Genomic DNA, 24,062 nt, shown 5'->3' with positions numbered 1-24,062 from the left:
AGTGCTTGGCAGCGTGAACCGGCGGTAGAGACAAACACCGCCCCGGCCGCAGCTTCGGTTGTTTTCCTAAAGCTTCCCTTTTCACGCGGGTCGTTTGAACCACCCGCGCCGCGCGCCCCGTTGGGCTGCGCGCCGCATATTCTGCGAGTAACGCACACATGAAATTTACCGAACTCGGGCTGTCGCAGCCCGTTCTTCAGGCCCTTGAACTCAAGGGCTACGACACGCCGACGCCGATCCAGGCGCAGGCCATTCCGCCGGTTCTGAAAGGCGACGACCTCCTCGGCGTCGCGCAGACCGGGACGGGCAAGACGGCGGCGTTCATGCTGCCGTCGATTGACCGTCTGCGCCAGAGCGACCGCCATGCACCGCGCAAAGGCTGCCGGATGCTGGTGCTCGCCCCGACGCGCGAACTGGCCGGGCAAATCGCCGAGTCCGCCCGTGACTATGCCGCGCTTGCCGCGATGAAGGTCGCCAGCATCGTCGGCGGCACTTCGGTCGGCCGCGACCGGCAGAAGCTGGCGCGCGGGGTCGATATCCTCGTCGCGACGCCGGGCCGGCTGCTCGATCTGATCGACCAGAAGGCCTTCGGTCTCGACGGGGTCGAAATCCTCGTTCTCGACGAAGCGGATCAGATGCTCGACCTGGGGTTCATCCATGCATTGAAGCGCATCGTTTCGCTGCTGCCGATGAAGCGCCAGACGCTGTTCTTCTCCGCCACGATGCCCAAGGCGATCAAGGATCTCGCCGCGCAGTATCTCACCGACCCGGTGCAGGTATCGGTCACGCCTGCCGCCACTACGGCGGAGCGGATCGATCAGTACCTCTTGATGGTGCAGCAGGACGAGAAGCAGGCACTGCTTGAAATGATCCTGTCGGGCCGGCACAAGGTTCCGGGTGAGTTCGAGCGCACGCTGATCTTCACGCGCACCAAGCACGGCGCGGACCGTGTCGTGAAGAAGTTGGCGCAGGTCGGCATCGGTGCAAGCGCGATCCACGGCAACAAGTCGCAGCCACAGCGTCAGCGCGCGCTCGCGGATTTCAAGAGCGCGAAGGTTCCGATCCTCGTCGCGACCGATGTCGCAGCGCGCGGAATCGACATTCCGGGCGTCAGCCACGTCATCAATTACGAGCTGCCCAATGTGCCCGAACAATACGTCCACCGGATCGGCCGGACCGCGCGTGCGGGTGCGGACGGGATCGCGATAGCCTTCTGCGCCGAGGACGAACGCGCCTATCTCAAGGACATCGTGCGCAATACCGATGCGGAGCTTGAGCGTCTGCCGCTGCCGGACAATTTCCGCGCGGTGGTCGAGGGCGTCGGCCCGACCAAGCCCGCTCCCAAGGAACAGCGCGGCCGGGCACGCGTCACGCCGAAGAACCCGAAGCGCGCTCCGGGTGGTCGCGGCGGTCAGGGCGGCGAAGGCTCTTCCTCGCAGGACCGCAAGCCGGGCAAGCGCAAGCATCCGGGGCGGGCGGGCAAGCCGAAGAAGTTCGGCGGACCGGGCGGCGGCGGCAATCGTTCGCGCGGCCAGCGTTCCGGTAGCGGCGGCGGTGGCGGGCCCCGCAACAACAACGGCTAAGCGCCCAAACTTATTGAGCTAGCGGCAGTTTCTCGCCACTTCCGGTTGCGGGCGGGCGGCATGGTCTCCATATCGCCCGCTCTAAGCAGGAGCGATACATGGCGGAAACCTACGACTACGACCTCTTTACGATCGGCGCGGGCTCGGGCGGAACAAGAGCCAGCCGCGTGTCGGCCGGACATGGCGCGAAAGTCGCCATAGCGGAGGAGTACCGGGTCGGAGGAACCTGCGTCATTCGCGGCTGCGTGCCCAAGAAGATGCTGATCTACGGTGCACACTTCGCCGAAGATCTCGAAGATGCGCAGCGCTTCGGTTGGACAGTCGACAATTGCACCTTCGACTGGAAGACCTTGCGCGACAATGTGCAGGACGATGTCGACCGCTTGAACGGCGCATATACCGACACGCTCGAAAATCACGGGGTCGAGATATTCCACGAGCGCGCCGAGATTACCGGACCGCATTCGGTAAAGCTCGCCAGCGGCAGGGAAGTGACCGCGAAATACATTCTCGTCGCTTGCGGGGCGCGTCCGCACGTGCCCGAGTGCGGCGGCTCTGACCTCGGCATCACCTCGAACGACGCCTTCCACCTCGAAGAACTGCCCAAGCGCATTCTGATCGCGGGCGGCGGCTATATTGCCAACGAGTTCGCCGGGATCTTCAACGAGTTCGGCACGAAGGTGACGATCATCAACCGCAGCAAGACGCTGCTGCGCCAGTACGACCAGGCGCTGCGCGACCGGCTGCTGCAGATATCGATCGCGAAGGGCATCGACTTCCGCTTCGATGCGGAGTTCGAAAGCATCGAGCGCACCGATGAAGGATGCCTGCGCGTCCATATGTCGAACCACGAGCCGATGGACGTCGACTGCGTCATGTACGCGACAGGCCGTGTGCCCAATACCGAGGGTCTTGGTCTGGAAAACGCCGGCGTCGAACTCGACGAGAAGGGCGCGATCAAGGTCGACGAATATTCGCAGACCAGCTGCGAGAGCATCTACGCGGTCGGCGATTGCACCCCGCGCATTCAGCTGACGCCGGTGGCTATTCGCGAAGGGCAGGCGTTCGCCGACACGATCTTCGGCGGCAACAAGACCGCAGTCGATCTCTCTTGTGTTCCAAGCGCGGTGTTCAGCCACCCGCCGATCGCCAGCGTCGGCCTGACCGAAGGCGATGCGAAGAACAAACTGGGCTCGGTCAAGGTCTACCAGTCCGATTTCCGGCCGATGAAGAACGTGCTGGCGGGCCGCGACGAGCGCAGCCTTTACAAGATGGTATGCGATGCGGCGAACGACCGGATCGTCGGCATTCACTTGATCGGACCCGATGCACCGGAGATCTTGCAGGCCGCAGCAGTTGCCGTGAAGGCCGGTCTGACGAAGGCCGATTTTGACGCGACGGTCGCTATCCACCCGACCATGGCTGAGGAACTCGTCCTGCTGAAATAGCGCATTCGCAAAGCCACTCCGTATCGAAACGGGGCAGTAGAAGGGTTCACCGGCTTGCACCGGCCAAGGCATTGGCGATAGGCACGCGCGTTGCGGCGCGGCGAATCGCCCGCATTGTTGGCATTCGCAAGCGAGGAGCGGCATGAACGTATTGGCATCGCGCGGACAGCTTCGCGCCAGTTTCATACGCTGGTCGCTGTTTACCGTGCCTGCAGTCATGCTGCTCGGCTATCTGTCCGGCCAGGTGTCGGGGAGCGCGGCAGAGAACCCGTGGTTCGATGCGCTGACCAAGCCCTCGACCTTCCCGCCGCCCGCCACCTTCGGGATCGTGTGGACGATCCTCTACGCGATGATGGGCTTCGCGCTGGCGCTGATCTGCACGGCATGGGGCGCCAAGGGCCGCAAGATCGCAATCGTGCTGTTCGTGGTCCAGCTTGCCGTCAACCTCCTGTGGTCGCCGATGTTCTTCGCCTGGCACGAGATTTCGGGCGCGCTTATCCTGCTTATCGTGCTCGATATTCTAGTCATCGCGACGATCATCGCCTTCTGGCGCGTACGCAGGCTCGCGGCCTATCTGATGCTGCCGTATCTCGCGTGGATCCTGTTCGCGACGCTGCTCAATTACCAGTTCCTGCAAGCGAACCCCGAAGCGGACGGCGCAGCATCGCCCGCCGCCGTGCAGAGGATGGAACTTTAGGGCAGGTTCTGCGCACTCTTGCCAATCGGCTGAGCGCGGACCACATAAGCGTCATGCAAAGTCAGAACCCGCTCATCGCCGATTTCGTCAAACTCGCCAACAGCGCGGCCGGTACCTTTGCCGGGATGACGCGCGAAGCGCGAGAAAGCGCCCGCGAGCGGGTCAAGGAAACGCTCGGCGGCATGGACTTCGTCACGCGCGAGGAATTCGATGCGGTCAAGGCGATGGCCGCCAAGGCGCGCGACGAGAACGAAGCGCTGGCGGCGCGGATCGCCGTCCTCGAAGCGAAGAGCAGCTCCGTCACTTGAGCAGGTGACGCGGCCAGCGTTCGCAGGAGTGCTTGCGGGCCACAGTCTGGGCGGGCACTGAACGCTTCATGCAGCTCCGCACCACTGCGATCATCGTTTCCGCGCGCCAGCACGGCGAGACGGCGGTGATCGCACGCATGATGACGGTGGAGGCCGGCCTCGTTGCGGCCTACATCGCCGGGGGCCGGGGGCGCACGCTGCGCCCGGTCGTTCTGCCCGGAAACGTCGTCGAAGCGGACATTCGCTCCAAGAACGAAGGCGCTCTGCCGTTCGCCCGGCTCGAACTCACGGCCAGCCGCGGTCCATGGATGAGCGAACCGCTACCGGCCGGCGCGATCAGCTGGATGTCCGCTCTTACCGCCAGCGTATTGCCAGAACGGCAGGCGTATCCGGCGCTTTACGAGGCGCTCGGCGGCGCACTCGAAGCGGTGTGCGTCGCCCCCTCCGCGCGGGGGTGGCTGCCGGCACTCATCACCTACGAGCGGCTGATGCTGCGCGAACTCGGCTACGGCGGCGGGCGGGGCGCTCCGCCGCCAGACGCCAAATCGGGCGAGGACCTGACGGCGCTTATTGCCCGGTTCGAAAAACTTGGCCGCGCAATAGAAAACTACCTGCTTGCGGGCACCTTCGGCGATGTTATGTCCGCCCGCAACCTGCTGCTCGGACGGCTGAAACGGATGGATGCATGAAGATTGCGCTGCTGCCCGGTGACGGGATCGGACCCGAAGTGATGGACGAGGCGCGCCGCGTGCTCGATGCGCTGCGGCTACCCGGCCTGACGCTGTTCGAAGGCGATGTCGGCGCTGCCGCCTATCGCCGCCACGGCCGTCCTCTTCCCGAAGAGACGTTGAAGATGGCGCGCAAGGTCGACGCGGTCCTGATGGGCGCGGTCGGCGATCCGTCATGCGACACGCTGGAGCGGCACTTGCGGCCCGAACAGGCGATTTTGGGACTGCGCAAGGAACTCGGCCTGTTCGCCAATCTGCGCCCCGCCAGCGTTTTCGAGGGGCTGGAGCATCTTTCTCCGCTCAAACCCAACGCCGCGCGCAAACTCGACATGCTGATCGTGCGCGAGCTTACCGGCGACGTCTATTTCGGCGACAAGGGCAGGCGCGAGGCCGCGGACGGAACGCACGAGGGCTGGGACATAATGTCTTATAGCGAAACCGAGGTGCGCCGGATCGCGCACACCGCTTTCCGCGCGGCGAAGCAGTCGGGCCAGCGCCTCACCAGCGTCGATAAGGCGAACGTCCTCGAAACGAGCCAGCTCTGGCGTGACACGGTGATCGAGGTGGCGAAGGACTATCCCGATGTCGCGCTCGATCACATCTACGTCGACAACGCCGCCATGCAGCTGGTCCGCGCGCCCGAGCAGTTCGGGGTCGTGCTGACCGGCAATCTGTTCGGCGACATCCTGTCCGACCTCGCCAGCGCCTGCGTTGGGTCGATCGGCCTTATGGCGAGCGCATCGCTCGGCGAACGGCAGACCGACTACGGAACTTTCGGGCTTTACGAGCCGATCCACGGCAGTGCTCCGGACATCGCCGGTCAGGACCTGGCGAACCCGCTCGCCATGATCCTGTCGCTCGCCATGTTGCTGCGCCACTCGCTCGGGCGGACCGAGGAAGCGGAATGGGTGGAAGGTGCCGTGCAGCGCGCGTTGGCGGCGGGAGCTCTGGGCCGCGACCTCGGCGGTAATGCGGGAACGCGGGAAATTGGCGACGCCGTGCTGGCGCAGTTGTAACCCAGGGCCGTGAGCCTCGAACTAGCGATCATCCTCCCGACCCTGAACGAGCGCGACAATCTCGCGCCGCTGGTCGCGCGCATTGGCAGCGCACTGGAAGGAACCGAGTACGAAATCATCGTCGTCGATGACGACAGCGCAGACGGAACGGCGGAGGAAGCCCGCCGGCTCGCAGCCGCGCATCCACGTCTCAGGGTCATTCAGCGCATCGGGCGGCGCGGCCTCGCCAGCGCGGCGATCGAAGGCTTTTGCGCTACCGCCGCCGACTACGTTGCGGTCATGGACGCTGACCACCAGCACGATCCGGCGTTGCTTCCCGCCATGCTCGAGGCGGTACGCGGCGGAGAGGCGGACGTAGCGGTCGCAAGCCGGTTCCTTGCGGGCAGCAGCACCGATGCCTGGAACGCGCCGCAGCGGGAGCGCCTGTCGGGTGCTGCCAACCGGATGGCGCGGCGGCTGACGGGCGTTGACCTCAGCGACCCGATGAGCGGCTATTTCCTGCTTTCCGCGGTCCGGGCAAGGGCGTTGTCACCGCGGCTGTCGGGGATCGGTTTCAAGATTCTTCTGGATATTCTGGCAAGCTCTCCGGAAACGCTGACGGTTCGCGAATTCCCGCTCGCCTTTGCAGCCCGCCGGTCGGGCGCGAGCAAGCTCGACAGGGCAGTGGCGCTCGACTTTCTTGCCGGCATTTACGAGCGGTTCCTGGGGCGCATAGTGCCGGTGCGCTTCGCCCTGTTCGGAACGGTCGGCGCGATCGGCGTGCTGGTGCACTTCGCCATACTCTTGGTACTGTTAGAAGGTCTCTCGGTGCCGTTCACGTCGGCCCAGGCCGCGGCCACATTCGGCGCAATGAGTTTCAACTTCTGGCTCAACAACTGGCTTACCTACCGCGATCAGCGGCTGCGCGGCGCGGCGGCGTTGTTTCGAGGCTGGGCGGGCTTTTGCGCCTCGTGCGCAGTTGGAGCGCTCGCCAATGTGGCGCTCGCCAGCCTGCTCGAAGCACGCGGTGTGTATCCGTTTCTTGCAGCGCTCGCCGGGATCGCGGTCGGCTCGGTCTGGAACTATGCCCTATCGAGCCGCTTCGTCTGGGGCCGTTTCTAGCGCCAGCTGTCGAACCATGTCCAATTTTGAAACGACTGCTCGCTTTCGAGCGGGGCGGCGCTCAGAATCGGGTAGAAATCGGCGAAGAAGATGGCGCTGGCTGCTAGCACGGCGAGTGCGGTCCACTTGCGCCCCGCGTCCCGCATCGCCGCAAGAGCAAGTGCGAGGGCGGCTAGCAGGAACATGCTCGGCAGCAGGTAGTGGTAGTAGAACTGCACCGGCTTCGCGGCGACGATCCAGAAAAACAGACTGACGAGGTAGAGAATGGCAATTCCGAGCGCGGCGCGGTTGCGGTTCGCGATACCCCTCCAGCAGCACCACGCGAGCGCGGGAAGGCCGAGGATCATCGTCAGCGGATTGCCGATCAGAAGGACACCGCGTTGCGCCCCGTCCACGCGCTCGTAAAGATACCAGATGGGACGGTAGTTGATGACCCAGTCGTACCAGTTGCTCTGGTAGTTATGCGCTGTCTTGAGCTGGCTCTGCAGCTCGAACATGAAACGGTGGTGCGCGATAAGGCCGTTCTCGATTCCGTTATGACTGGCCGAGAACGCGGGCCAGAAGGTAAGGGCGTAGATGGCGAGCGGTACGATGCCGAGCCACAGCGCCGCCTCGACCAGCGACACGCCCGGTACGGGCCAGCCGCGGCGGCTGAAGAACAGGCGCCTGCGCCCCGCCATTAGCCGGAGGACGAAGAAGGCAATACCGGGCAGTACGACAAGCGGTACGGCGTTCCATTTCGACGCCATTGCCGCGCCGAGCATCACGCCTGCGATGCCCAGTCTTAAGCGCCCATGTTCGGCTTGCCGCATTGCACCTACTAACTGCCAGTATGCAAGCGCCAGGAACCCGAGCATGAAGATGTCGAGCATCGCGATCCGCGACTGAACGAACAGCAGCTGCCCGGTTACTAGCAGGATCCCGAAAGCGACCGTCGCGAACCGGTCCCAGCTGGCGAGCCACATCGTTCGCATTGCCGCGAACAGCGCTACGGCGCCCGCAATTGCCGGAAAGGCGCGCCAGGCCGCTGCGTCGTCGCCCAGCACGCTGATCGCAAGCGCTAGCAGCTCCTTGCCGAGGAGCGGATGCTCCCGGTTTACGAACTCCCCGCCGGCGATGAGTTCGCGCGCTGCCGGAAGGTAGTGCACTTCGTCGAAATAGGGCGCGCTCGGGATGCCGAGGCGAAACTGCAGCAAGGCCCAAAACAGGCCAGCTATGACGGCACACCAAAGCTTGGGATCGCGCCGCTCGGCCGATTGGGTCAAGGAAGGGGGCGACATCTGGCGCAGCCGATAAGGGCGGTGCTTCCTCCTGACAAGCATCGTGATGCTGTACCGCCTTAATGTGGCTCGAACTTTGAGGCGTCGCGTTCTGTCTCTAATTTGCAACCATCTAGATGATTTTACTTTATTTCGGAACTGACGCTGCTTTTAATGCTATGTAGCTGTAGACCCGAAGAAGCTTACTACGGAGGACTATCTATGCGTTTGAAGAAATTGACACTGGCGGCCGCGGCAACCGCGCTCGTCGCGGCGCCCATTGCCGCGCAAAATACGATGGCTCGCAGCAGCGTGCCCGTGTCGGAAGAAAACGAGCTTGGCGGCGGCGAGATTACGCCGGGCCTGATTATCATCGCTCTCGCAGCGGTCGGTGCGGGTATTCTGCTCATCACCGACGATGACGAGGACGAACCCATCAGCGCGTGATTCAGCGCATCTGCGAATTACGAGAACGGGGCCTTTGGTCCCGTTTTTCGTTTGCGTGACTGTCAAACCGCTCCTTTCGGGCGGCTGTGCTTGAACGCGGACTGCCGCTGACATAACGCTGCGCGCGATATGAAAAAAACGACCGGAATGAACCGCGACGTCACCCAGAAGTGGCGCCCCGCAACCCAGGCGATCCGCGGAGGCACCTGGCGCAGCGAGCATGGCGAGACCAGCGAAGCGCTGTTCCTGACCTCCGGCTACACCTACGACGATGCGGCGACCGTCGCGGCACGCTTTGCCGGCGAGCAGGAGGGGATGACCTACTCCCGCTTGCAGAATCCGACCGTCGCCATGCTAGAAGAGCGGATTGCGCTGATGGAAGGCGCTGAAGCCTGCCGCGCACAGGCGAGCGGGATGGCGGCCATGACCGCCGCACTACTGTGCCAGCTATCGGCAGGCGATCACTGCGTTGCCGCGCGCGCCGCTTTCGGTTCGTGCCGCTGGCTGGTCGATCACCTGCTGCCGCGTTTCGGCATCGAGACCACGGTGATCGACAGCGCCGATAACGATGCTTGGGAAGCGGCCATCAAGCCGAACACCAAGGTCTTTTTCTTCGAAACGCCGGCCAATCCTACGCTCGATATCGTCGACCTGCGCCATGTATGCGACCTCGCCAAGGCGCACGGCATCACGACGGTCGTCGACAACGCCTTCTGCTCCCCGGTGCTGCAGCGTCCGATGGAGTTCGGCGCGGATGTCGTCGCCTATTCCGCAACCAAGCTGATGGACGGGCAGGGCCGGGTGCTGGCGGGCGCAGTTTGCGGAAGCCTGCAGTTCATCGACGAAGTGCTGCTCCCGTTTCAGCGTAATACCGGACCGAACTGCGCGCCTTTCAACGCATGGGTCGTGCTGAAGGGCCTCGAAACGCTTGAGCTACGCGCGCAGAAGCAGAGCGAGAATGCTCTGCGGCTCGGTCAGTTCATGGAAAGCCGGGTCGCGCAGATGCTGCATCCGGGGCTAGCAAGCCACCCGCGGCACGAACTCGCTATGAAGCAGATGGCGGCGTGCGGTCCGATATTCAGTTTCATCGTCGACGGACGCGCGCAGGCGCATGCGATTCTCGATGCGCTCGAGCTGATCGATCTGTCGAATAACATCGGCGATGCGCGCACGCTGATGTGTCATCCCGCATCCACCACGCACGCCGGCCTGTCAGAAGAGGACCGCGCGGAAATGGGGGTCGCCGAGGGTATGCTCAGGATCAATGTGGGCCTCGAGGATGTCGAAGATATTATCGTGGACATGGACCGCGCCCTCAGCGCGGCGGGCCTTTAACTCGGAAGGTAGACCTGCCGGGTCTCGGTCAACGTGATCGGCGGGATTTCCGCGAACGGGATGATCGGCTGCAGATCGTAGGTCATCGTCATGCGGCCCATGCGCGTCGCGTTCACCTGATCGCGCTCAAAATGCAGGTTCGTCATCTTGTTGAGATCGACGCCCTTCATGCTGCCGCGCGTTTCCGCGATGACTTCATCGGTCGTGGCGGTCGGATCGACTTTCGCCAGCCGCAAGCCTTCGCCAAGCGCGTGGCGCATCACACCGGAAGTGTGGAGCACTGCCGCGAACTGCATGATGCCTATCATCATGGTGACGAGAACGGGAATGGCGACAGCGTATTCAATGCCGAACGATCCGCGCTCGTCAGTCGCGAACCGGCGAAGCGCGACGCGGCTCATTGGAAGCGCACCAGGCTGTCGCCGTCGACCGTCGTGATCCGCTCCGTGCCGAAGGCCCCGAACATGTTGGCGAACGCGCGCCAGTCGAAGCCGGTATCGACGTCGGTGGAGATGCTCACTCGCACGAAGCGGGCGGGCGATTGGGTGACGTCGCAGGTTGCGTGGAAGTCGGCTTGCCGCGTGCCGCTGCATTCGAGGAAGATTTCCGCTTGGATAAGCTCGGGGTTCGCGGCAAGCTCGGCGTCGGTGATACCCGTTATGACCTGCGCTTCTTTGACGAGGTAGGATGCGTTGTCGTTCATTGGCCGGCGGGCGAGCGCGAAGTCGGTGACGCGCTGTGCGGCCTGCTCCATGTCGATCTTCGTCGCCGCGATGCGCGAGACATCGACCATGCCGAGCCCGAGCAGCATCAGCAGCGGTGCGGCAAAGGCGAGTTCGACCAGCCCGATACCGCGTTCATCGCGCCGCAGGCGGCGGGCGAGGGCGAGAATGGATAGTTTCGTCATGTCGCTTACTCCACTACGCGAATGATGCGGGTGCTGAGATCGTAGTCGTCAAGCATGTCGCCGCAGTTGTTCTTGAGCTTGGAATCGCCGGCAAAACCGACCCGTTTGGCGACCAGCAGCAGGCAGTCGGAATCCTGTCCCGAATTGCCCGCAAAATCGAGGTCGCCGCCCGGCAAATAGACGATCCCGTTCATCTTGAGGGTCGTACCGCCGGTAATCTTGCTCCGCTGGTTCGAACCGATCTGGTCCTGGTAAAACAGAATGCCGGCCCAGTCCGGGTTCTGATCCATCGTCGGCGCGCTGAGATCGGTGAAGTTGCCGCCGGCAAGATCTACCGTAGCGACGTTGCCGGGTTCGCTGCCCGTCAGGATAATTGTCACGCCGCGCCCGGTAATGCTCGCCTGGCTGTTCGATTTGAACGACCCGCCGTCCATTATGTAGACGCCGGGCCGCATGGTCAGCGTGCCCTTGATGTCCATGCCGCCGCGGAAGCAGTGCACCGCGGTCGGATCGCTGGAGCCTACAGTTGCACTTTCGCTCGGACGTAGGCGGAAGTTCGTTGTGCAGGGTCCGTGCGCAGGGACGGTGAGACCGCGGTCAGCCAGCGGGTCGTCTTTCGCAATCCCGAAGGGCTGCAAGGAAGCGTCGGCGGGATAGGTGCCGTCTTCCGCGTATATGCCGCCAGCCGCGCTGATGGGCGTTGCGGTCAGATAGCTGCTGCCGTGCAGATAGATGGAGTCCTTGCCTCGCGAATTGGACAGGACGCCGCAGCCCAGATCGGCTTCGGAGTTGCCTTGCACCGAAATGCCGATGCCGTCTTCGGCCAGCGCGTAGACGCAGTGCCGTCCTTCGGAGATGGTAGCAGCGACCGCGCGGACGCGGATGGTCGGCGGATCGATCAGGAACAGGCTGGAGAAGGGCAGGGCCCGGCTCGTCGTCGCAATGAGTTCGACCGCACCCGTATCGCCTGCGTATTTACCGCTTTCGGGCGGATTGGTCAGCCGCTCGACATTGAAGTTCGTATTCGCGGTCCGTTCCAGTTCGGTCCGGGCGGTCAGGCTGTATTCCTCGCCCTTGTTCAGCGCGTGAGCCCCGGCCAGCGCGCCGCTGTCGGCCGCTTGCTGAAGCTGGCGGTTCCAGAGATACCACTGCACTGCATCGACACCCACGCCCGCAGCGCCCACCAGAACGGAGAAGCCAGCACCGGCAAGCAGCAAGATGTTGCCGCGCTTATCGTGTCTCAGCTTCTTCAGCCTGTGCGATAATGGTTTCAGCATTTGCCTTGCCCCTTCACGTGACCGCCGGAACATGGACTGCCTCGGCGATTTCTTTCTCGGCGTGATGGGGAGAATGCCTGCTTGTCTGCTAACAATTCTTACACTTTTGCGGTTTACAGGAAATAAACCATTAGAAGCCGCAGATTTGTGCGGTTCTCGGCGTGCTGAGCAGTAAGCGGTCAGCAGTTGGCGGGCTTTACGAGGCGATAGCCGTTCACGATTGTCCGGCCGTAAATTGAATAGCAATCCGATAACCGTTAGGGTGCCCGAGATGATGAAGGCGTTTTTCCAGCACGCTGCCATGACCCACGGAATTACGGTGCGGGTGGCAGTCAATTTCCTCCCCGAACAATCGCAGCCCGAGGCAGGGCAATGGTTCTGGGTCTACCATATCCGGATCGAGAACGACGCGGACGAGCCGCTTCGTCTGATGACCCGGCACTGGCGGATTACGGACGGGAACGGCGGTATCAGCCATGTCGATGGCGAGGGTGTGGTCGGAGAGCAACCGCGCCTCTTGCCCGGCGAAGCGCATGATTACGTTTCGGGCTGTCCGCTGCCGACCTCGCACGGTTCGATGGAAGGCTTCTACGTTCTGCACAAGGATGACGGCACCCAGGTCGAGGTGCGCATCCCCTTCTTCCCGCTCGCAGCGCCCGCAACCGCTCAATAACGGGGCAGGCGGCGTATAGGCCAAGCGAGGGGGCTTGCCGCCAACGCTTCATCGGCTTACGCGGCTTCGCGTAATGAAGCGCACGCACCTGCCCCTTAACGCCCTGCGCGTATTCGACGCCGCGGCCCGGCATCTCTCGTTCACCCGCGCGGCGGATGAGCTGGCGGTGACGCCCGCTGCTGTCGGCCAGCAGATCCGCGCACTCGAAGATCACCTCGGCACGGTCCTGTTCCGGCGGACCAGCAAGGGTCTCGAGCTTACGGCCGAAGCCGTCGCCGGGCTCGATCCTTTACGCGACGGTTTTCTGCGGTTCGAGGAAAGCGTGCAGGCGATGCAGGCCGGCCAGGCGAGCGACCGCTTTACCATCGCTGCGCCGCGCGAATTCTACGCGCAGTGGCTGGCGCAGCGTCTTGCGGCCTACCGCGCCGAGAACCCGCAGGTCCGCTACCAGCTGGTCGAGAACGAGAATGCGGACTTTACCGAAGCCAACCTCGATGTCGCCATCCGTCTCGTCGATGGACCCGGCGATCTGCAAGGCGTCGAGCTTGCTCCGGCGCGGCGCGTCGTCGTCGCCGCGAGCGATGCGCCCGACAGCTGGATCGACTGGCCCGGCGCGCCGCTTCCCGAAGGGGCGGAGCCGGACATCCAGACCGGGAACGCAGGCCAGGCGCTCAGCAGCGCACTTGCCGGAATGGGCCGGGCGATCCTTCCGTATCTGCTGGTCGAGGACGCGATCGAGGACGGCCGCCTGACCGTGCTCGAAGGGCCGGACGAGGGGCGCCGCTCCTATTGGATGGTCGCGCCCGCGCCGCAGTGGCGGCAGAAGAAGGTCAAGGCGCTCGCCGCCTTCCTGACGGCCTGACGTTTCGCACCGGCTCAGAAACCCCTTGGTAACCACCTGGGTCCTAGAGCCGGGCAAATGGGTGAGCAAAATCAATCCTTTCGCAGTCGGTTGCGGCGCGACCGCCGCGGTGCGGCCGTCGCCGAGTTCGCGCTGATCGCCATGCCCGTGTGCGCGCTCGCGATGGGCGGCATGGAGATGGCTTACGAATCCTACGTCCGCTGCGTGATGCAGAGCGCGCTGACCGAAGCCGTCCGCGACGCCACGCCGATAGGGACGCCGGGCCAGCGCTATCCGGAGCCCGCGAGGGCGGAGGAGATCGAGGCCGCCGTCCGCAGCCGGGCCGGTGGTCTCGCCGCGAAGGCGAACGTCACCGTCGAACATATCGGCGCTCGCGGTTGCGAGGGCGCAGGAGGGGCGCGCGGCCTTGCCGGCGATACCGTCTCCTACTCTGCTCGCGTGGTGATGCCGCGCCTGTTTCCCGTGAGCGGCGTTACGGCGATGAAGCCGGACTTCGTGCTGACCGTCGAGACGGAGGCGGGAACCGAGCGGCGCCGCAAGCGAAAGGGGCCTGCCGCCGCCTGTTAGGAGGCCAGCGGGCGGGCTCGGTTAAGTTGCGCTCGGGCACCGGATCCGGCGTCGTCAGAGCCCAGCGCATGTCGCAGCGACCTGTAGGAGCAAGAGCGCGCGTTTCTGCGGGATAGCGCGCGCGAAGCCCTACAGCATGGAACACATGGAACACCGTACAGGGGGTAAAAACCCCTTGTGTCACTCTGCACGCGAAAAGTGTCACTTTACGCGCCCGGGGCGTCACCCTGTGCGGCAAAGCGTCACCCTACGCGGGCGTGGTGTGGGAAGAAGCGGGCGCGGCATGCCGAGGCGTCTGCCGGTGGCGAACGGCCTGCCCCGCAGCCAGCCCGATCGCTTGCAGCCGACGGTTGGGCAAGGCGCTACGGTCCTCGGCAGACGTTTCAAACACGGAATCGAGGGGCGGGGGAACGGACGATGGAAAGAGCCGGGGTGGGGGGGGTTAGTCGGTTGGGCGCGTGTAGGAAAGGTAGACGTAACTAAGTTTAGACACTTTAGTTTGGTAGAAGCCAAGTTCGAGTGCAGAAATTTGTAGATCGAGTGTGCAGAGAGTTTTCCACGGTGACGACGATCCTTAACTTTTAAATCGTCACATTCGATCTATTCTCATCGTATGAATCAGAACGAGATAGATCGATTTATTCGCATCGAATTTACGCGTTTCAAAGCTTTTGAGCGCTTTCGGATCGATTTAAAACAGTTCAATGTCATCGTCGGACCGAACAATGCCGGAAAATCGACAATCGTTGGAGCGTTTCGTATTTTGTCCGAAGCAATGCGGAGAGCTAACAGTAAGAAAGCTGAGATGGTTCTCGGACCTAACGGACGACAATATGGACACTCTATAGATCTCAGAAATGCTTTCATAGCAGAAGAGAATATTTTTTATGATTATCACGATGATGAACCTGCGCAGATTGTTTTCACGCTGAACAACGGCAATACTCTAACACTCTTTTTTCCCGAAAGAGAGGCATGTTTCCTTATTCCTAATGCACAGGGAAAGACGTGCTCATCACCAACGACCTTCCGGAAGAATTTTAGATGCAAGATTAGTTTCGCGCCGGTTTTAAGTCCGGTAGACCATTACGAGAAGCCATTTAAAAAGGAAACTGCACGTAGGGCACTCTTAAACTATCTAGCATCTCGAAACTTTCGAAATATTTGGTATCATTTTCCCGAAAAATTCGATGAGTTTCAGAAGCTTGTTGAGACAACTTGGCCGGGAATGAGTATTAAGCGTCCCGAACTCGTGCCACGTGATGGCGAGCCGTATTTGTTCATGTATTGTCCTGAAGATAGAAAAGACCGAGAAATTTTTTGGTCTGGTTTTGGATTTCAGGTGTGGTGTCAGATGCTAACTCACATTGTTCAAGCATACGACTCATCCATTTTCCTTATTGATGAGCCAGATGTTTATCTACATTCCGATCTCCAAAGGCAGCTTGTTGAGATATTAAAACGCCTAGGACCTGATATACTCCTCGCAACGCATTCAACTGAAATAATATCGGAATGCGAAACAGAAGATATTGTATTGGTCTCAAAAGATAGGCAGCGAGCCAAACGATTACGGTCGCCTTTCGAACTAGGCGGCGTTTTTGCTCAATTGGGGTCGTCGGCTAATCCAATATTAACGCAACTAGCAAAAACCCGGCGGGTGTTATTTGTAGAGGGATTGGACTTCAAAATCCTCGGTCAATTTTCGCGAAAGCTTGGTAAACGGCGCATCGCCGTTCGGTCCGATTTTGCGGTCGTCGCGACTGAAGGATTTAATCCCGAAAAAGTGAAAAGTTTGAAAGAGGGGATGGAGCACCCACTGGGGCGGACAGTGCTTTGTGGTGTGATACTCGATAGAGACTATCGCAGCGAAGCTGAATGTGAGGAAATTCAAGCCGGGCTTCAAAAAATTTCGCAGTTCTGCACAGTCCACCAATCTAAAGAAATTGAGAATTTCGTTTTGGTTCCGGCAGCAATAGAGCGGCTTGTTAGAAGGCGTATCGCTGAGCGAAATAAGCGAGGTGGTGAGCAAAAAGAATTTGTTCACTCCGTCGAGAACCTAATCGAGCAATTTTGTACTGAGAAGAAGTCGTACGTTTTGAGCCAGTTTACCGAGCGATACAAAGCATATGAAAGAAAGCAGCGCACCGCTCACGAGGCAACATTAATTCAAGAAGCATACGAAGAGTTTGACCGTAGGTGGGAAAGCAAAGAAGAGCGCTTTAAGATGGTTGCAGGCAAAGACGCACTTGCGTGGCTGAACTCTCAAATTCAGCCAGAATACAAAGTGAGTGTTACTGCCTCCGGCATCATTGACGTTATGCATGTCGATGAGGTTCCGGCAGCAATGAAAAGACTTATTGAGCAAATCGATGAATTTGCTCAGACTTCCGCACCTGTGTAGACTTGACCCCAACCCCTATACCCAGTAAGAGCCGCCTCATCCGAACCGAGAGTCGCATCTTGCTCGGGTAGATAGAGCTGAACATTGCCGGTATGTCCCGGAGCCTTCGTGTCATCACGCAAGGCTCTTTTCTATTGGAGCGCTCCCCTGGGGGTGCTGGGGCGACCGTCAAAGTAACCCGGTGGCCATGAAGCTTGCCAGGTGGAGTGTTTCAGGCTCGTGCTAAGATGACAGGCGTCTGCGCTGGTGCGCGGCGCTCCTGTCTCGCTGGACCCGGATCGTCTCCGGCGTGACGGCGGCAAGCACGAACCCGACAACCCATCCGGTCATCCGAGTGTGCCGCCAGCCTCAGCAGGCGAGACCGGGCGCGCATTACCGCGCGCTCCGGACAAACAGGTGAAGAGAAAGAAGTCTATGCCGACGATCAACCAGCTGGTCCGCAAGGGCCGCGAACCGCAGAAGGCCAAGTCGAAGGTCCCTGCGATGGAAGCGAACCCGCAGAAGCGCGGTGTCTGCACGCGCGTCTATACGACGACGCCGAAGAAGCCGAACTCGGCTCTGCGCAAGGTAGCTAAGGTGCGCCTGACCAACCAGCGCGAAGTCATTACCTACATTCCCGGCGAAGGGCACAACCTGCAGGAGCACTCCGTGGTGCTGATCCGCGGCGGGCGTGTGCGCGACCTTCCGGGCGTGCGCTATCACGTGCTGCGCGGCGTGCTCGACACGCAAGGGGTCAAGGACCGCAAGCAGTCGCGTTCGAAATACGGCGCGAAGAAGCCGAAGTAAGCGTTTTTGGTTGGGTACGCCTCAGGTATCAACCTGAGGCTCGGTGCCCGGCTGACCCTGGAGCAGCAAGGCGGACCCCGGATGGGGTCGCCGCACTCCGAAGGAGTTAAGAATTATGTCACGTCGTCGTCGTCCCGAAAAACGGGTCATCCTGCCCGATCCCAAGTTCGGTGATCAGGTCCTGTCGAAGTTCATGAACAACCTCATGCTTGACGGTAAGAAGTCCACTGCGGAACGCATTGTCTATGGCGCGCTCGACACGGTCGAGGCGAAGGCCAAGACCGATCCGATCCAGACGTTCCACGATGCGCTCAACAACATCAAGCCGCAGGTCGAAGTGCGCAGCCGCCGCGTCGGCGGTGCGACCTACCAGGTGCCGGTCGAGGTTCGCCCCGAGCGTGCGCAGGCGCTGGCGATACGCTGGCTCATCGGTGCGGCTCGCGGCCGTGCGGAAACCACCATGTCGGCACGCCTGTCGGGCGAGCTGATGGATGCCGCCAACAACCGCGGCAATGCGGTGAAGAAGCGCGAAGACACGCACCGGATGGCCGACGCCAACCGCGCCTTCTCGCACTACCGCTGGTAACAGGTCGGGGCGGACGCGCGTGCGGATTATTCGGCGCGCGTCTTTAACCGGAAACATTTGCAATTATATCGGGCGGGCGAAGGGCTGCGGGACAAGCGGCCTTCTCCTCCCATCCAACCCTCGAGGTAATTAACATGGCCCGCGACTATCCGCTGGAACGCTATCGCAACATCGGGATCATGGCGCATATCGACGCCGGGAAAACGACCACGACCGAGCGTATCCTCTATTACACCGGCAAGAGCTACAAGATCGGCGAAGTGCACGACGGTGCCGCGACGATGGACTGGATGGAACAGGAGCAGGAGCGCGGCATCACGATCACGTCCGCTGCGACCACGACCTTCTGGTCCGCCGAAGACGGCCAGGGGCCGAAGCATCGGATCAACATCATCGACACTCCCGGCCACGTGGACTTCACCATCGAAGTCGAGCGTAGCCTTCGCGTACTCGACGGCGCGGTCGCCGTGTTCGACGGCGTTGCCGGCGTGGAGCCGCAGTCCGAAACCGTATGGCGCCAGGCCGACAAGTACGGCGTTCCGCGGATGTGCTTCATCAACAAGCTCGACCGTACCGGCGCGGACTTCTATTACTGCGTCCAGTCGATCGTCGACCGCCTCGGTGCGACGCCGCTGGTGCTGTATCTCCCGATCGGCGCGGAAGCCGACCTTCAGGGCGTGGTCGACCTCGTCAACAATCGCGGCATCGTGTGGGAAAACGACGGACTTGGCGCGACGTTCAACTACGTCGACATTCCTGCCGACATGGCCGACAAGGCTGCGGAATACCGCGAGAAGCTGATCGAGACTGCCGTCGAGCAGGACGATGACATCATGGAAGCCTACCTCGAAGGCGAAGAGCCCGATGCAGCGACGCTGAAGAAGCTGATCCGCAAGGGCACCATGGCGCGCGCGTTCGTGCCTGTGCTGTGCGGCTCCGCGTTCAAGAACAAGGGCGTTCAGCCGCTGCTCGACGCGGTGGTCGACTACATGCCGTCCCCGATCGACGTTCCGGCGATCAAGGGCGTGCTGCCCGACAGCGACGAGGAAGCGACGCGTCCGTCCAGCGACGATGCGCCGTTCAGCGCGCTGGCGTTCAAGATCATGAACGATCCGTTCGTGGGCTCGCTTACCTTTACCCGCATCTATTCCGGCCAGCTGTCGAAGGGCAGCGTGCTCAACTCCGTCAAGGAGAAGAAGGAAAAGATCGGCCGCATGCTGCTGATGCATTCCAACAACCGGGAAGACATCGATGAGGCATTCGCCGGCGACATCGTCGCGATTGCGGGTCTGAAGGAAACGACGACCGGCGACACGCTGTGCGATGCGTCGAAGCCGATCATCCTCGAGCGGATGGAATTCCCCGAGCCGGTCATCGAACTGTCGGTGGAACCCAAGACCAAGGCCGACCAGGAAAAGATGGGCGTCGCGCTCAACCGCCTGGCTGCAGAGGATCCCTCGTTCCGGGTGACGACCGACCACGAAAGCGGTCAGACGATCATTAAGGGCATGGGCGAGCTCCACCTCGACATTCTCGTCGACCGTATGAAGCGCGAGTTCAAGGTCGAAGCCAACGTCGGTGCGCCGCAGGTGGCCTACCGCGAATCGCTCGGCCGCGAAGTCGACGTCGACTACACGCACAAGAAGCAGTCGGGCGGCTCGGGTCAGTTCGGCCGCGTGAAGGTGCGTGTCGCTCCGGGTGAGCGCGGGCAGGGCGTGATCTTCGAAGACGAGATCAAGGGCGGTAACATTCCGAAGGAATTCATCCCCGCGATCGAGAAGGGTTTCCGCGAGCAGGCCGAAAGCGGTTATCTCGTCGGCTTCCCGATCATCGACTTCAGCATCACGCTGTACGACGGTGCCTACCATGACGTCGACTCCAGCGCGATCGCGTTCGAGATCGCCGGTCGCGGAGCGATGCGCGAAGTTGCGCAGAAGGCCGGGATCAAGCTGCTCGAACCGATCATGAAGGTGGAAGTTGTGACGCCGGAAGACTATCTCGGCGACGTGATCGGCGACCTCAACAGCCGCCGCGGCCAGATCCAGGGCACCGACACGCGCGGCAACGCCCAGGCGGTCGAGGCCAATGTGCCGCTGGCGAACATGTTCGGCTATGTGAATGAACTGCGTTCGTTCACGCAGGGCCGGGCGCAGTATTCGATGCAGTTCTCGCATTACGACGAAGTGCCCGCGAATGTTGCTGCAGAGGTCAAGGAGAAGCTTGCCTAAGGCGAGCGATACGTTTAGGGGCGGCGCCTGAAATCGACCGGGCGCCGCGCCCACGGCAGAATTTCAATTATCTAGATCAGAGGTTATTTGAGCATGGCGAAGGAAAAATTTCAGCGGAACAAGCCGCACTGCAACATCGGCACCATCGGTCACGTTGACCATGGCAAGACGACGTTGACTGCGGCCATCACGAAGGTGCTCGACGCACCCGTGGATTTCGCAAACATCGATAAGGCTCCGGAAGAGCGCGAGCGCGGCATCACGATTTCGACCGCTCACGTGGAATATGAAACCGACGCGCGCCACTACGCGCACGTCGATTGCCCGGGCCACGCCGACTACGTGAAGAACATGATCACCGGCGCTGCCCAGATGGACGGCGCGATCCTGGTGGTTAACGCTGCAGACGGCCCCATGCCGCAGACCCGCGAGCACATCCTGCTTGCCCGTCAGGTCGGTGTGCCGGCTCTCGTCGTGTTCCTCAACAAGGTCGACCAGGTCGACGACGAAGAACTGCTCGAACTCGTCGAACTCGAAGTTCGCGAACTGTTGAGCGATTACGACTTCGACGGCGACAACATTCCGATCGTCAAGGGTTCGGCTCTTGCCGCTCTCGAAGGCCGTGACGACAACATCGGCAAGGAAGCCGTTCTCGAGCTGATGAAGGCCGTCGACGACTACATTCCGCAGCCCGACCGTCCGGTCGACAAGGACTTCCTGATGCCGATCGAAGACGTGTTCTCGATCTCGGGCCGCGGTACGGTTGTTACCGGTCGTATCGAAACCGGCATCGTGAACGTCGGCGACGAAGTCGAAATCGTTGGCATCAAGGATACGTCCAAGACCACGGTTACCGGCGTCGAAATGTTCCGCAAGCTGCTCGACCGCGGTGAAGCGGGCGACAACATCGGTGCGCTTATCCGCGGCGTGGGCCGTGAAGACGTCGAGCGCGGCCAGGTTCTCGCCAAGCCGGGTTCGGTTACGCCGCACACCGAGTTCAACGCTGAAGTCTACGTGCTGTCGAAGGACGAAGGTGGCCGTCACACGCCGTTCTTCGCCAACTACCGCCCGCAGTTCTACTTCCGCACGACCGACGTGACCGGCGAAGTGATCCTTCCCGAAGGCACGGAAATGGTCATGCCGGGCGACAACGTGACGATCGGCGTGAAGCTGATCGCTCCGATCGCGATGGACGAAGGTCTGCGTTTCGCAATCCGCGAAGGTGGCCGTACCGTCGGTTCGGGGGTTGTCAGCAAGATCACGAAGTAATATAGGCCCGGTCATACGGCGTCGGATTCGTCCGCGCCGGACCGGACTTAGCTTCGGCACAATCAGTATTCGTCGATGGCCCCGCTCTCCCTGAACCGGGAGGGGGCGGGGCCACTGATTTTTGTTTGCTCTTTCTCATCGGTATTTGGAAATGGAAGCCCAGAATATTCGCATTCGCCTCAAGGCGTTCGATCACCGCGTTCTCGACCAGGCGACTGGCGAAATCGCAGACACCGCTCGCCGGACCGGCGCGCTGATCCGGGGTCCCATTCCGATGCCGACGAGGATCGAGAAGTTCACTGTGAACCGCGGTCCGCACATCGACAAGAAGTCGCGGGAGCAGTTCGAGGTTCGGACTTACAAAAGGCTGCTGGACATTGTGCAGCCGAACGCCCAGACGGTCGATGCGCTGATGAAGCTAGATCTTGCGGCCGGCGTAAACGTCGAGATCAAGCTGGCCTAAGGCTACTGATCGGTCCCCGGCAGGACCTTAACCCGCCGGAAGTTTCAGGGGCGCTCGATAGCCCCGCTGGTGCTCTACTAGGGAATCGGCAAGACATCGGGATACCGCCGGATTTATCCGGGACTGCGTCCCCCGTCTCGCTTTCAGCGGCACTGTCCGCGCGAAGGCATTCAGCCCGGACGGGGCGACGCATACGAACATTTCGGGCTGATAGGCCTGGCGGAGCTCACGCTTCGCCGCGCTGAAGAACCAAGCACCTGGGGAATGGTCCTCATGTGCCTCTGTCTTAAGGAGTATGGATCATGCGCACAGGCGTGGTCGCTAAGAAAGTCGGGATGACCCGCCTCTTCCAGGAGGATGGCCGCCATGTGCCGGTCACCGTTCTGGCGCTCGAGGAATGTCAGGTCATTTCGCACCGGACCGAAGACCGCGACGGCTATTTCGCCGTGCAGGTCGGTTCGGGCGAAGCGAAACAGAAGAATGTCAACAAGCCGCAGCGCGAGCATTTCGCGAAGGCCGAAGTCGGTCTGAAGCGCAAGGTTGCGGAATTCCGTGTCGAGAGCGAAGACGGGCTGCTGCCGGTTGGCGCACGCATCTCCGCGGAGCATTTTATTGCGGGCCAGAAGGTGGACATCACCGGTCATACGCAGGGCAAGGGCTTTGCCGGTGCGATGAAGCGCTGGGGCTTCGGGGGTCTGCGCGCGACGCACGGCGTTTCGCTCAGCCACCGTTCGCACGGTTCGACGGGTAACCGCCAGGATCCGGGCCGCGTGTTCAAGGGCAAGAAGATGGCCGGCCACATGGGCGACCGTCAGCGCACGCAGCAGAACCTGGAGATCGTGCGCACCGACGCCGATCGCGGTCTCCTGTTCGTGAAGGGCTCGGTTCCCGGCGCCAAGAACAGCTGGATGCTCGTTCGCGACGCCGTGAAGGTGAAGCATGACGAGCTGCCGTTTCCGGGCGTGATGTACCGCAACCGTGAAGAGTTCGACCATGAGGAGGCGCAAGCCGGCATGATCGAAAGCGGTGCGGAGCACGAAGTGGACACCGGTCCTACCGCTGCTGAAGAAGCGAAGATCATCGCCGAGAAGGAAGCTCTCATGGCGAAGAACGACGCAGGCGAAAGCGATAACGCATCAGGTGGTTCGGATACCGGCGCCGCCGATGGCTCTGAGAAGGAGGGCTGACACATGAAAGTGAAGGTCCAGACAATCGACGGATCGAAGGGTTCGGGCGATATCGATTTGAACGATGACGTGTTCGGCATCGAGCCGCGTGCGGACATCCTCCACCGCGTGGTGACCTGGCAGCTGGAAAAGCGGCGCGAGACGGCTCGTCCGACGCGCGAGCGCAGCGACGTTGCCCGTACCGGCAAGAAGTTCGGGCCGCAGAAGGGTTCGGGCGGCGCTCGCCACGGCGACCGCGGCGCTCCGATCTTCATCGGCGGCGGTAAGGCTCACGGTGCGCGCAAGCGCGACTTCAATCCGTCGCTCAACAAGAAGATCCGTGCACTCGGCCTCAAGATGGCGCTTTCGAGCAAGGCCAAGGACGGGCTCGTGATCGTTGACGATCTCTCGATCAAGGACGCCAAGACGAAGGCTCTCAGGGGCCACTTCGACAAGGCGGGCTGGAACGGCAAGGTCCTCTTCATCGACGGCGAAAGCGTTGACGACGGCTTCCGCAAGGCAGCCGGCAACCTTCCGGGCATCAACGTGATGCCGGCGGCAGGCGCGAACGTCTACGACATCCTGAAACACGACACGCTGGTCCTTTCCAAGGCCGCGGTCGAAAAGCTGGAGGCGCGCTTCAATGGCTAAGAAGCAGGAAATCGACGCGCGTCATTACGACGTCGTTCTGGCCCCGCACATCACGGAGAAGGCAACCCTTCTCTCCGAGAACAACGCGGTCGTCTTCAAGGTCGCTGGCGGTGCTACCAAGCCGCAGATCAAGGAAGCGGTCGAGGCGCTGTTCGATGTCAGCGTGACGAAGGTGAACACCATCGTCACCAAGGGCAAGGTGAAGCGGTGGAAGGGCAAACCCTATCGCCGCAACGACATGAAAAAGGCGATCGTGACGCTGGCCGAAGGCCAGTCCATCGACGTCACCAGCGGTATCTGA

The 24,062-nt window shown here is 61.7% G+C and carries 25 protein-coding genes; 21 read left to right on the top strand and 4 right to left on the bottom strand.

The genetic code is table 11. The features are described from left to right. Nucleotides 1-158: 158 nt before the first annotated feature. The 7 genes from HUV48_RS03765 (at nt 159) to HUV48_RS03735 (ending at nt 6,881) form a co-directional block, all read left to right on the top strand. The gene (locus tag HUV48_RS03765; RefSeq protein WP_176266407.1) at nt 159-1,583 is read left to right on the top strand and encodes a DEAD/DEAH box helicase; all 1,425 of its coding nucleotides are present in this window, start codon (nt 159-161) and stop codon (nt 1,581-1,583) included. Nucleotides 1,584-1,681: 98 nt separating this feature from the next. Next, on the top strand, nt 1,682-3,031 hold the full coding sequence (gor, locus tag HUV48_RS03760; RefSeq protein ID WP_176266406.1) for a glutathione-disulfide reductase: 1,350 nt from the start codon (nt 1,682-1,684) through the stop codon (nt 3,029-3,031). A 142-nt stretch (nt 3,032-3,173) separates the two neighbouring features. Beyond that, nucleotides 3,174-3,728 carry a TspO/MBR family protein gene (locus HUV48_RS03755; RefSeq protein WP_176266405.1) on the top strand — a complete coding sequence of 185 codons (555 nt, stop codon included), beginning with the start codon at nt 3,174-3,176 and terminating at the stop codon, nt 3,726-3,728. Nucleotides 3,729-3,781: 53 nt separating this feature from the next. Then, the gene (locus tag HUV48_RS03750) at nt 3,782-4,036 is read left to right on the top strand and encodes an accessory factor UbiK family protein (protein WP_176266404.1); all 255 of its coding nucleotides are present in this window, start codon (nt 3,782-3,784) and stop codon (nt 4,034-4,036) included. Nucleotides 4,037-4,104: 68 nt separating this feature from the next. Further along, nucleotides 4,105-4,725, top strand: coding sequence for a DNA repair protein RecO (gene recO, locus HUV48_RS03745; RefSeq protein WP_176266403.1), 621 nt, complete (start codon nt 4,105-4,107; stop codon nt 4,723-4,725). Beyond that, nucleotides 4,722-5,780, top strand: coding sequence for a 3-isopropylmalate dehydrogenase (gene leuB, locus HUV48_RS03740; RefSeq protein WP_176266402.1), 1,059 nt, complete (start codon nt 4,722-4,724; stop codon nt 5,778-5,780). The genes recO and leuB overlap by 4 nt, the downstream gene beginning before the upstream one ends. 9 nt (nt 5,781-5,789) lie before the next feature. Further along, nucleotides 5,790-6,881, top strand: a complete 1,092-nt coding sequence (locus HUV48_RS03735; RefSeq protein ID WP_176266401.1) for a glycosyltransferase — start codon at nt 5,790-5,792, stop codon at nt 6,879-6,881. On the opposite strand, the gene HUV48_RS03730 is transcribed toward HUV48_RS03735, so the two are convergent. After that, on the bottom strand, nt 6,878-8,161 hold the full coding sequence (locus HUV48_RS03730) for a phospholipid carrier-dependent glycosyltransferase (RefSeq protein WP_176266400.1): 1,284 nt from the start codon (nt 8,159-8,161) through the stop codon (nt 6,878-6,880). The genes HUV48_RS03735 and HUV48_RS03730 overlap by 4 nt on opposite strands. Before the next feature lie 201 nt (nt 8,162-8,362). Here HUV48_RS03730 and HUV48_RS03725 point away from each other — a divergent pair, with 201 nt between their 5' ends. Together HUV48_RS03725 and HUV48_RS03720 are read left to right on the top strand one after the other, a co-directional pair. Then, a complete protein-coding gene (locus HUV48_RS03725; protein ID WP_176266399.1) occupies nt 8,363-8,587 on the top strand; it encodes a hypothetical protein in 225 nt (74 codons plus the stop codon). 129 nt (nt 8,588-8,716) lie between these two features. Next, nucleotides 8,717-9,922 carry a trans-sulfuration enzyme family protein gene (locus HUV48_RS03720; protein WP_176266398.1) on the top strand — a complete coding sequence of 402 codons (1,206 nt, stop codon included), beginning with the start codon at nt 8,717-8,719 and terminating at the stop codon, nt 9,920-9,922. On the opposite strand, the gene HUV48_RS03715 is transcribed toward HUV48_RS03720, so the two are convergent. The 3 genes from HUV48_RS03715 to HUV48_RS03705 are packed head-to-tail and all read right to left on the bottom strand — an operon-like array spanning nt 9,919 to nt 12,106. Next, nucleotides 9,919-10,323 (bottom strand): TadE/TadG family type IV pilus assembly protein, encoded by a 405-nt coding sequence (locus tag HUV48_RS03715; RefSeq protein ID WP_176266397.1) that lies wholly within the window; start codon nt 10,321-10,323, stop codon nt 9,919-9,921. The two genes, HUV48_RS03720 and HUV48_RS03715, sit on opposite strands and share 4 nt — an antisense overlap. Next, complete coding sequence (locus HUV48_RS03710; protein ID WP_176266396.1) at nt 10,320-10,829, bottom strand: TadE/TadG family type IV pilus assembly protein; 510 nt, start codon at nt 10,827-10,829, stop codon at nt 10,320-10,322. The genes HUV48_RS03715 and HUV48_RS03710 overlap by 4 nt, the downstream gene beginning before the upstream one ends. Nucleotides 10,830-10,834: 5 nt before the next feature. Continuing rightward, complete coding sequence (locus HUV48_RS03705) at nt 10,835-12,106, bottom strand: pilus assembly protein TadG-related protein (RefSeq protein WP_176266395.1); 1,272 nt, start codon at nt 12,104-12,106, stop codon at nt 10,835-10,837. 274 nt (nt 12,107-12,380) lie between these two features. On the opposite strand from HUV48_RS03705, the gene apaG reads away from it, so the two are divergent. From apaG to HUV48_RS03645, 12 genes are all read left to right on the top strand, one after another. Then, nucleotides 12,381-12,779 (top strand): Co2+/Mg2+ efflux facilitator ApaG/CorD, encoded by a 399-nt coding sequence (apaG, locus tag HUV48_RS03700; RefSeq protein WP_176266695.1) that lies wholly within the window; start codon nt 12,381-12,383, stop codon nt 12,777-12,779. Nucleotides 12,780-12,852: 73 nt separating this feature from the next. Beyond that, a complete protein-coding gene (locus HUV48_RS03695) occupies nt 12,853-13,641 on the top strand; it encodes a LysR substrate-binding domain-containing protein (RefSeq protein ID WP_176266394.1) in 789 nt (262 codons plus the stop codon). 57 nt (nt 13,642-13,698) lie between these two features. Beyond that, nucleotides 13,699-14,208, top strand: a complete 510-nt coding sequence (locus HUV48_RS03690; RefSeq protein WP_176266393.1) for a TadE/TadG family type IV pilus assembly protein — start codon at nt 13,699-13,701, stop codon at nt 14,206-14,208. Nucleotides 14,209-14,821: 613 nt separating this feature from the next. Beyond that, entirely contained in the window at nt 14,822-16,612 is a 1,791-nt protein-coding gene (locus HUV48_RS03685; protein WP_176266392.1) for an ATP-dependent nuclease, read from the top strand. Between the two features lie 414 nt (nt 16,613-17,026). Further along, nucleotides 17,027-17,398 carry a 30S ribosomal protein S12 gene (rpsL, locus tag HUV48_RS03680; RefSeq protein ID WP_176266391.1) on the top strand — a complete coding sequence of 124 codons (372 nt, stop codon included), beginning with the start codon at nt 17,027-17,029 and terminating at the stop codon, nt 17,396-17,398. A 115-nt stretch (nt 17,399-17,513) separates the two neighbouring features. Further along, nucleotides 17,514-17,984 (top strand): 30S ribosomal protein S7, encoded by a 471-nt coding sequence (gene rpsG / locus HUV48_RS03675; protein WP_176266390.1) that lies wholly within the window; start codon nt 17,514-17,516, stop codon nt 17,982-17,984. Nucleotides 17,985-18,118: 134 nt separating this feature from the next. Then, nucleotides 18,119-20,212, top strand: a complete 2,094-nt coding sequence (gene fusA / locus HUV48_RS03670; protein ID WP_176266389.1) for an elongation factor G — start codon at nt 18,119-18,121, stop codon at nt 20,210-20,212. A 93-nt stretch (nt 20,213-20,305) separates the two neighbouring features. Beyond that, nucleotides 20,306-21,481: an elongation factor Tu gene (gene tuf / locus HUV48_RS03665; RefSeq protein ID WP_176266388.1), complete on the top strand. Its 1,176-nt coding sequence runs from the start codon at nt 20,306-20,308 to the stop codon at nt 21,479-21,481. Nucleotides 21,482-21,632: 151 nt separating this feature from the next. Then, the gene (rpsJ, locus tag HUV48_RS03660; protein ID WP_006831877.1) at nt 21,633-21,944 is read left to right on the top strand and encodes a 30S ribosomal protein S10; all 312 of its coding nucleotides are present in this window, start codon (nt 21,633-21,635) and stop codon (nt 21,942-21,944) included. 302 nt (nt 21,945-22,246) lie between these two features. Next, nucleotides 22,247-23,131, top strand: coding sequence for a 50S ribosomal protein L3 (rplC, locus tag HUV48_RS03655; protein WP_176266387.1), 885 nt, complete (start codon nt 22,247-22,249; stop codon nt 23,129-23,131). A 3-nt stretch (nt 23,132-23,134) separates the two neighbouring features. Next, the gene (gene rplD, locus HUV48_RS03650; RefSeq protein ID WP_176266386.1) at nt 23,135-23,761 is read left to right on the top strand and encodes a 50S ribosomal protein L4; all 627 of its coding nucleotides are present in this window, start codon (nt 23,135-23,137) and stop codon (nt 23,759-23,761) included. Next, complete coding sequence (locus tag HUV48_RS03645; protein WP_176266385.1) at nt 23,754-24,062, top strand: 50S ribosomal protein L23; 309 nt, start codon at nt 23,754-23,756, stop codon at nt 24,060-24,062. Before rplD ends, HUV48_RS03645 begins: the two co-directional genes overlap by 8 nt.

This window comes from Qipengyuania atrilutea (genome assembly GCF_013370205.1).
Lineage (GTDB): Bacteria > Pseudomonadota > Alphaproteobacteria > Sphingomonadales > Sphingomonadaceae > Actirhodobacter > Actirhodobacter atriluteus.
Note: the sequence above shows the minus strand (reverse complement) of the source record. Positions and strands in the feature narration are given on the sequence as shown.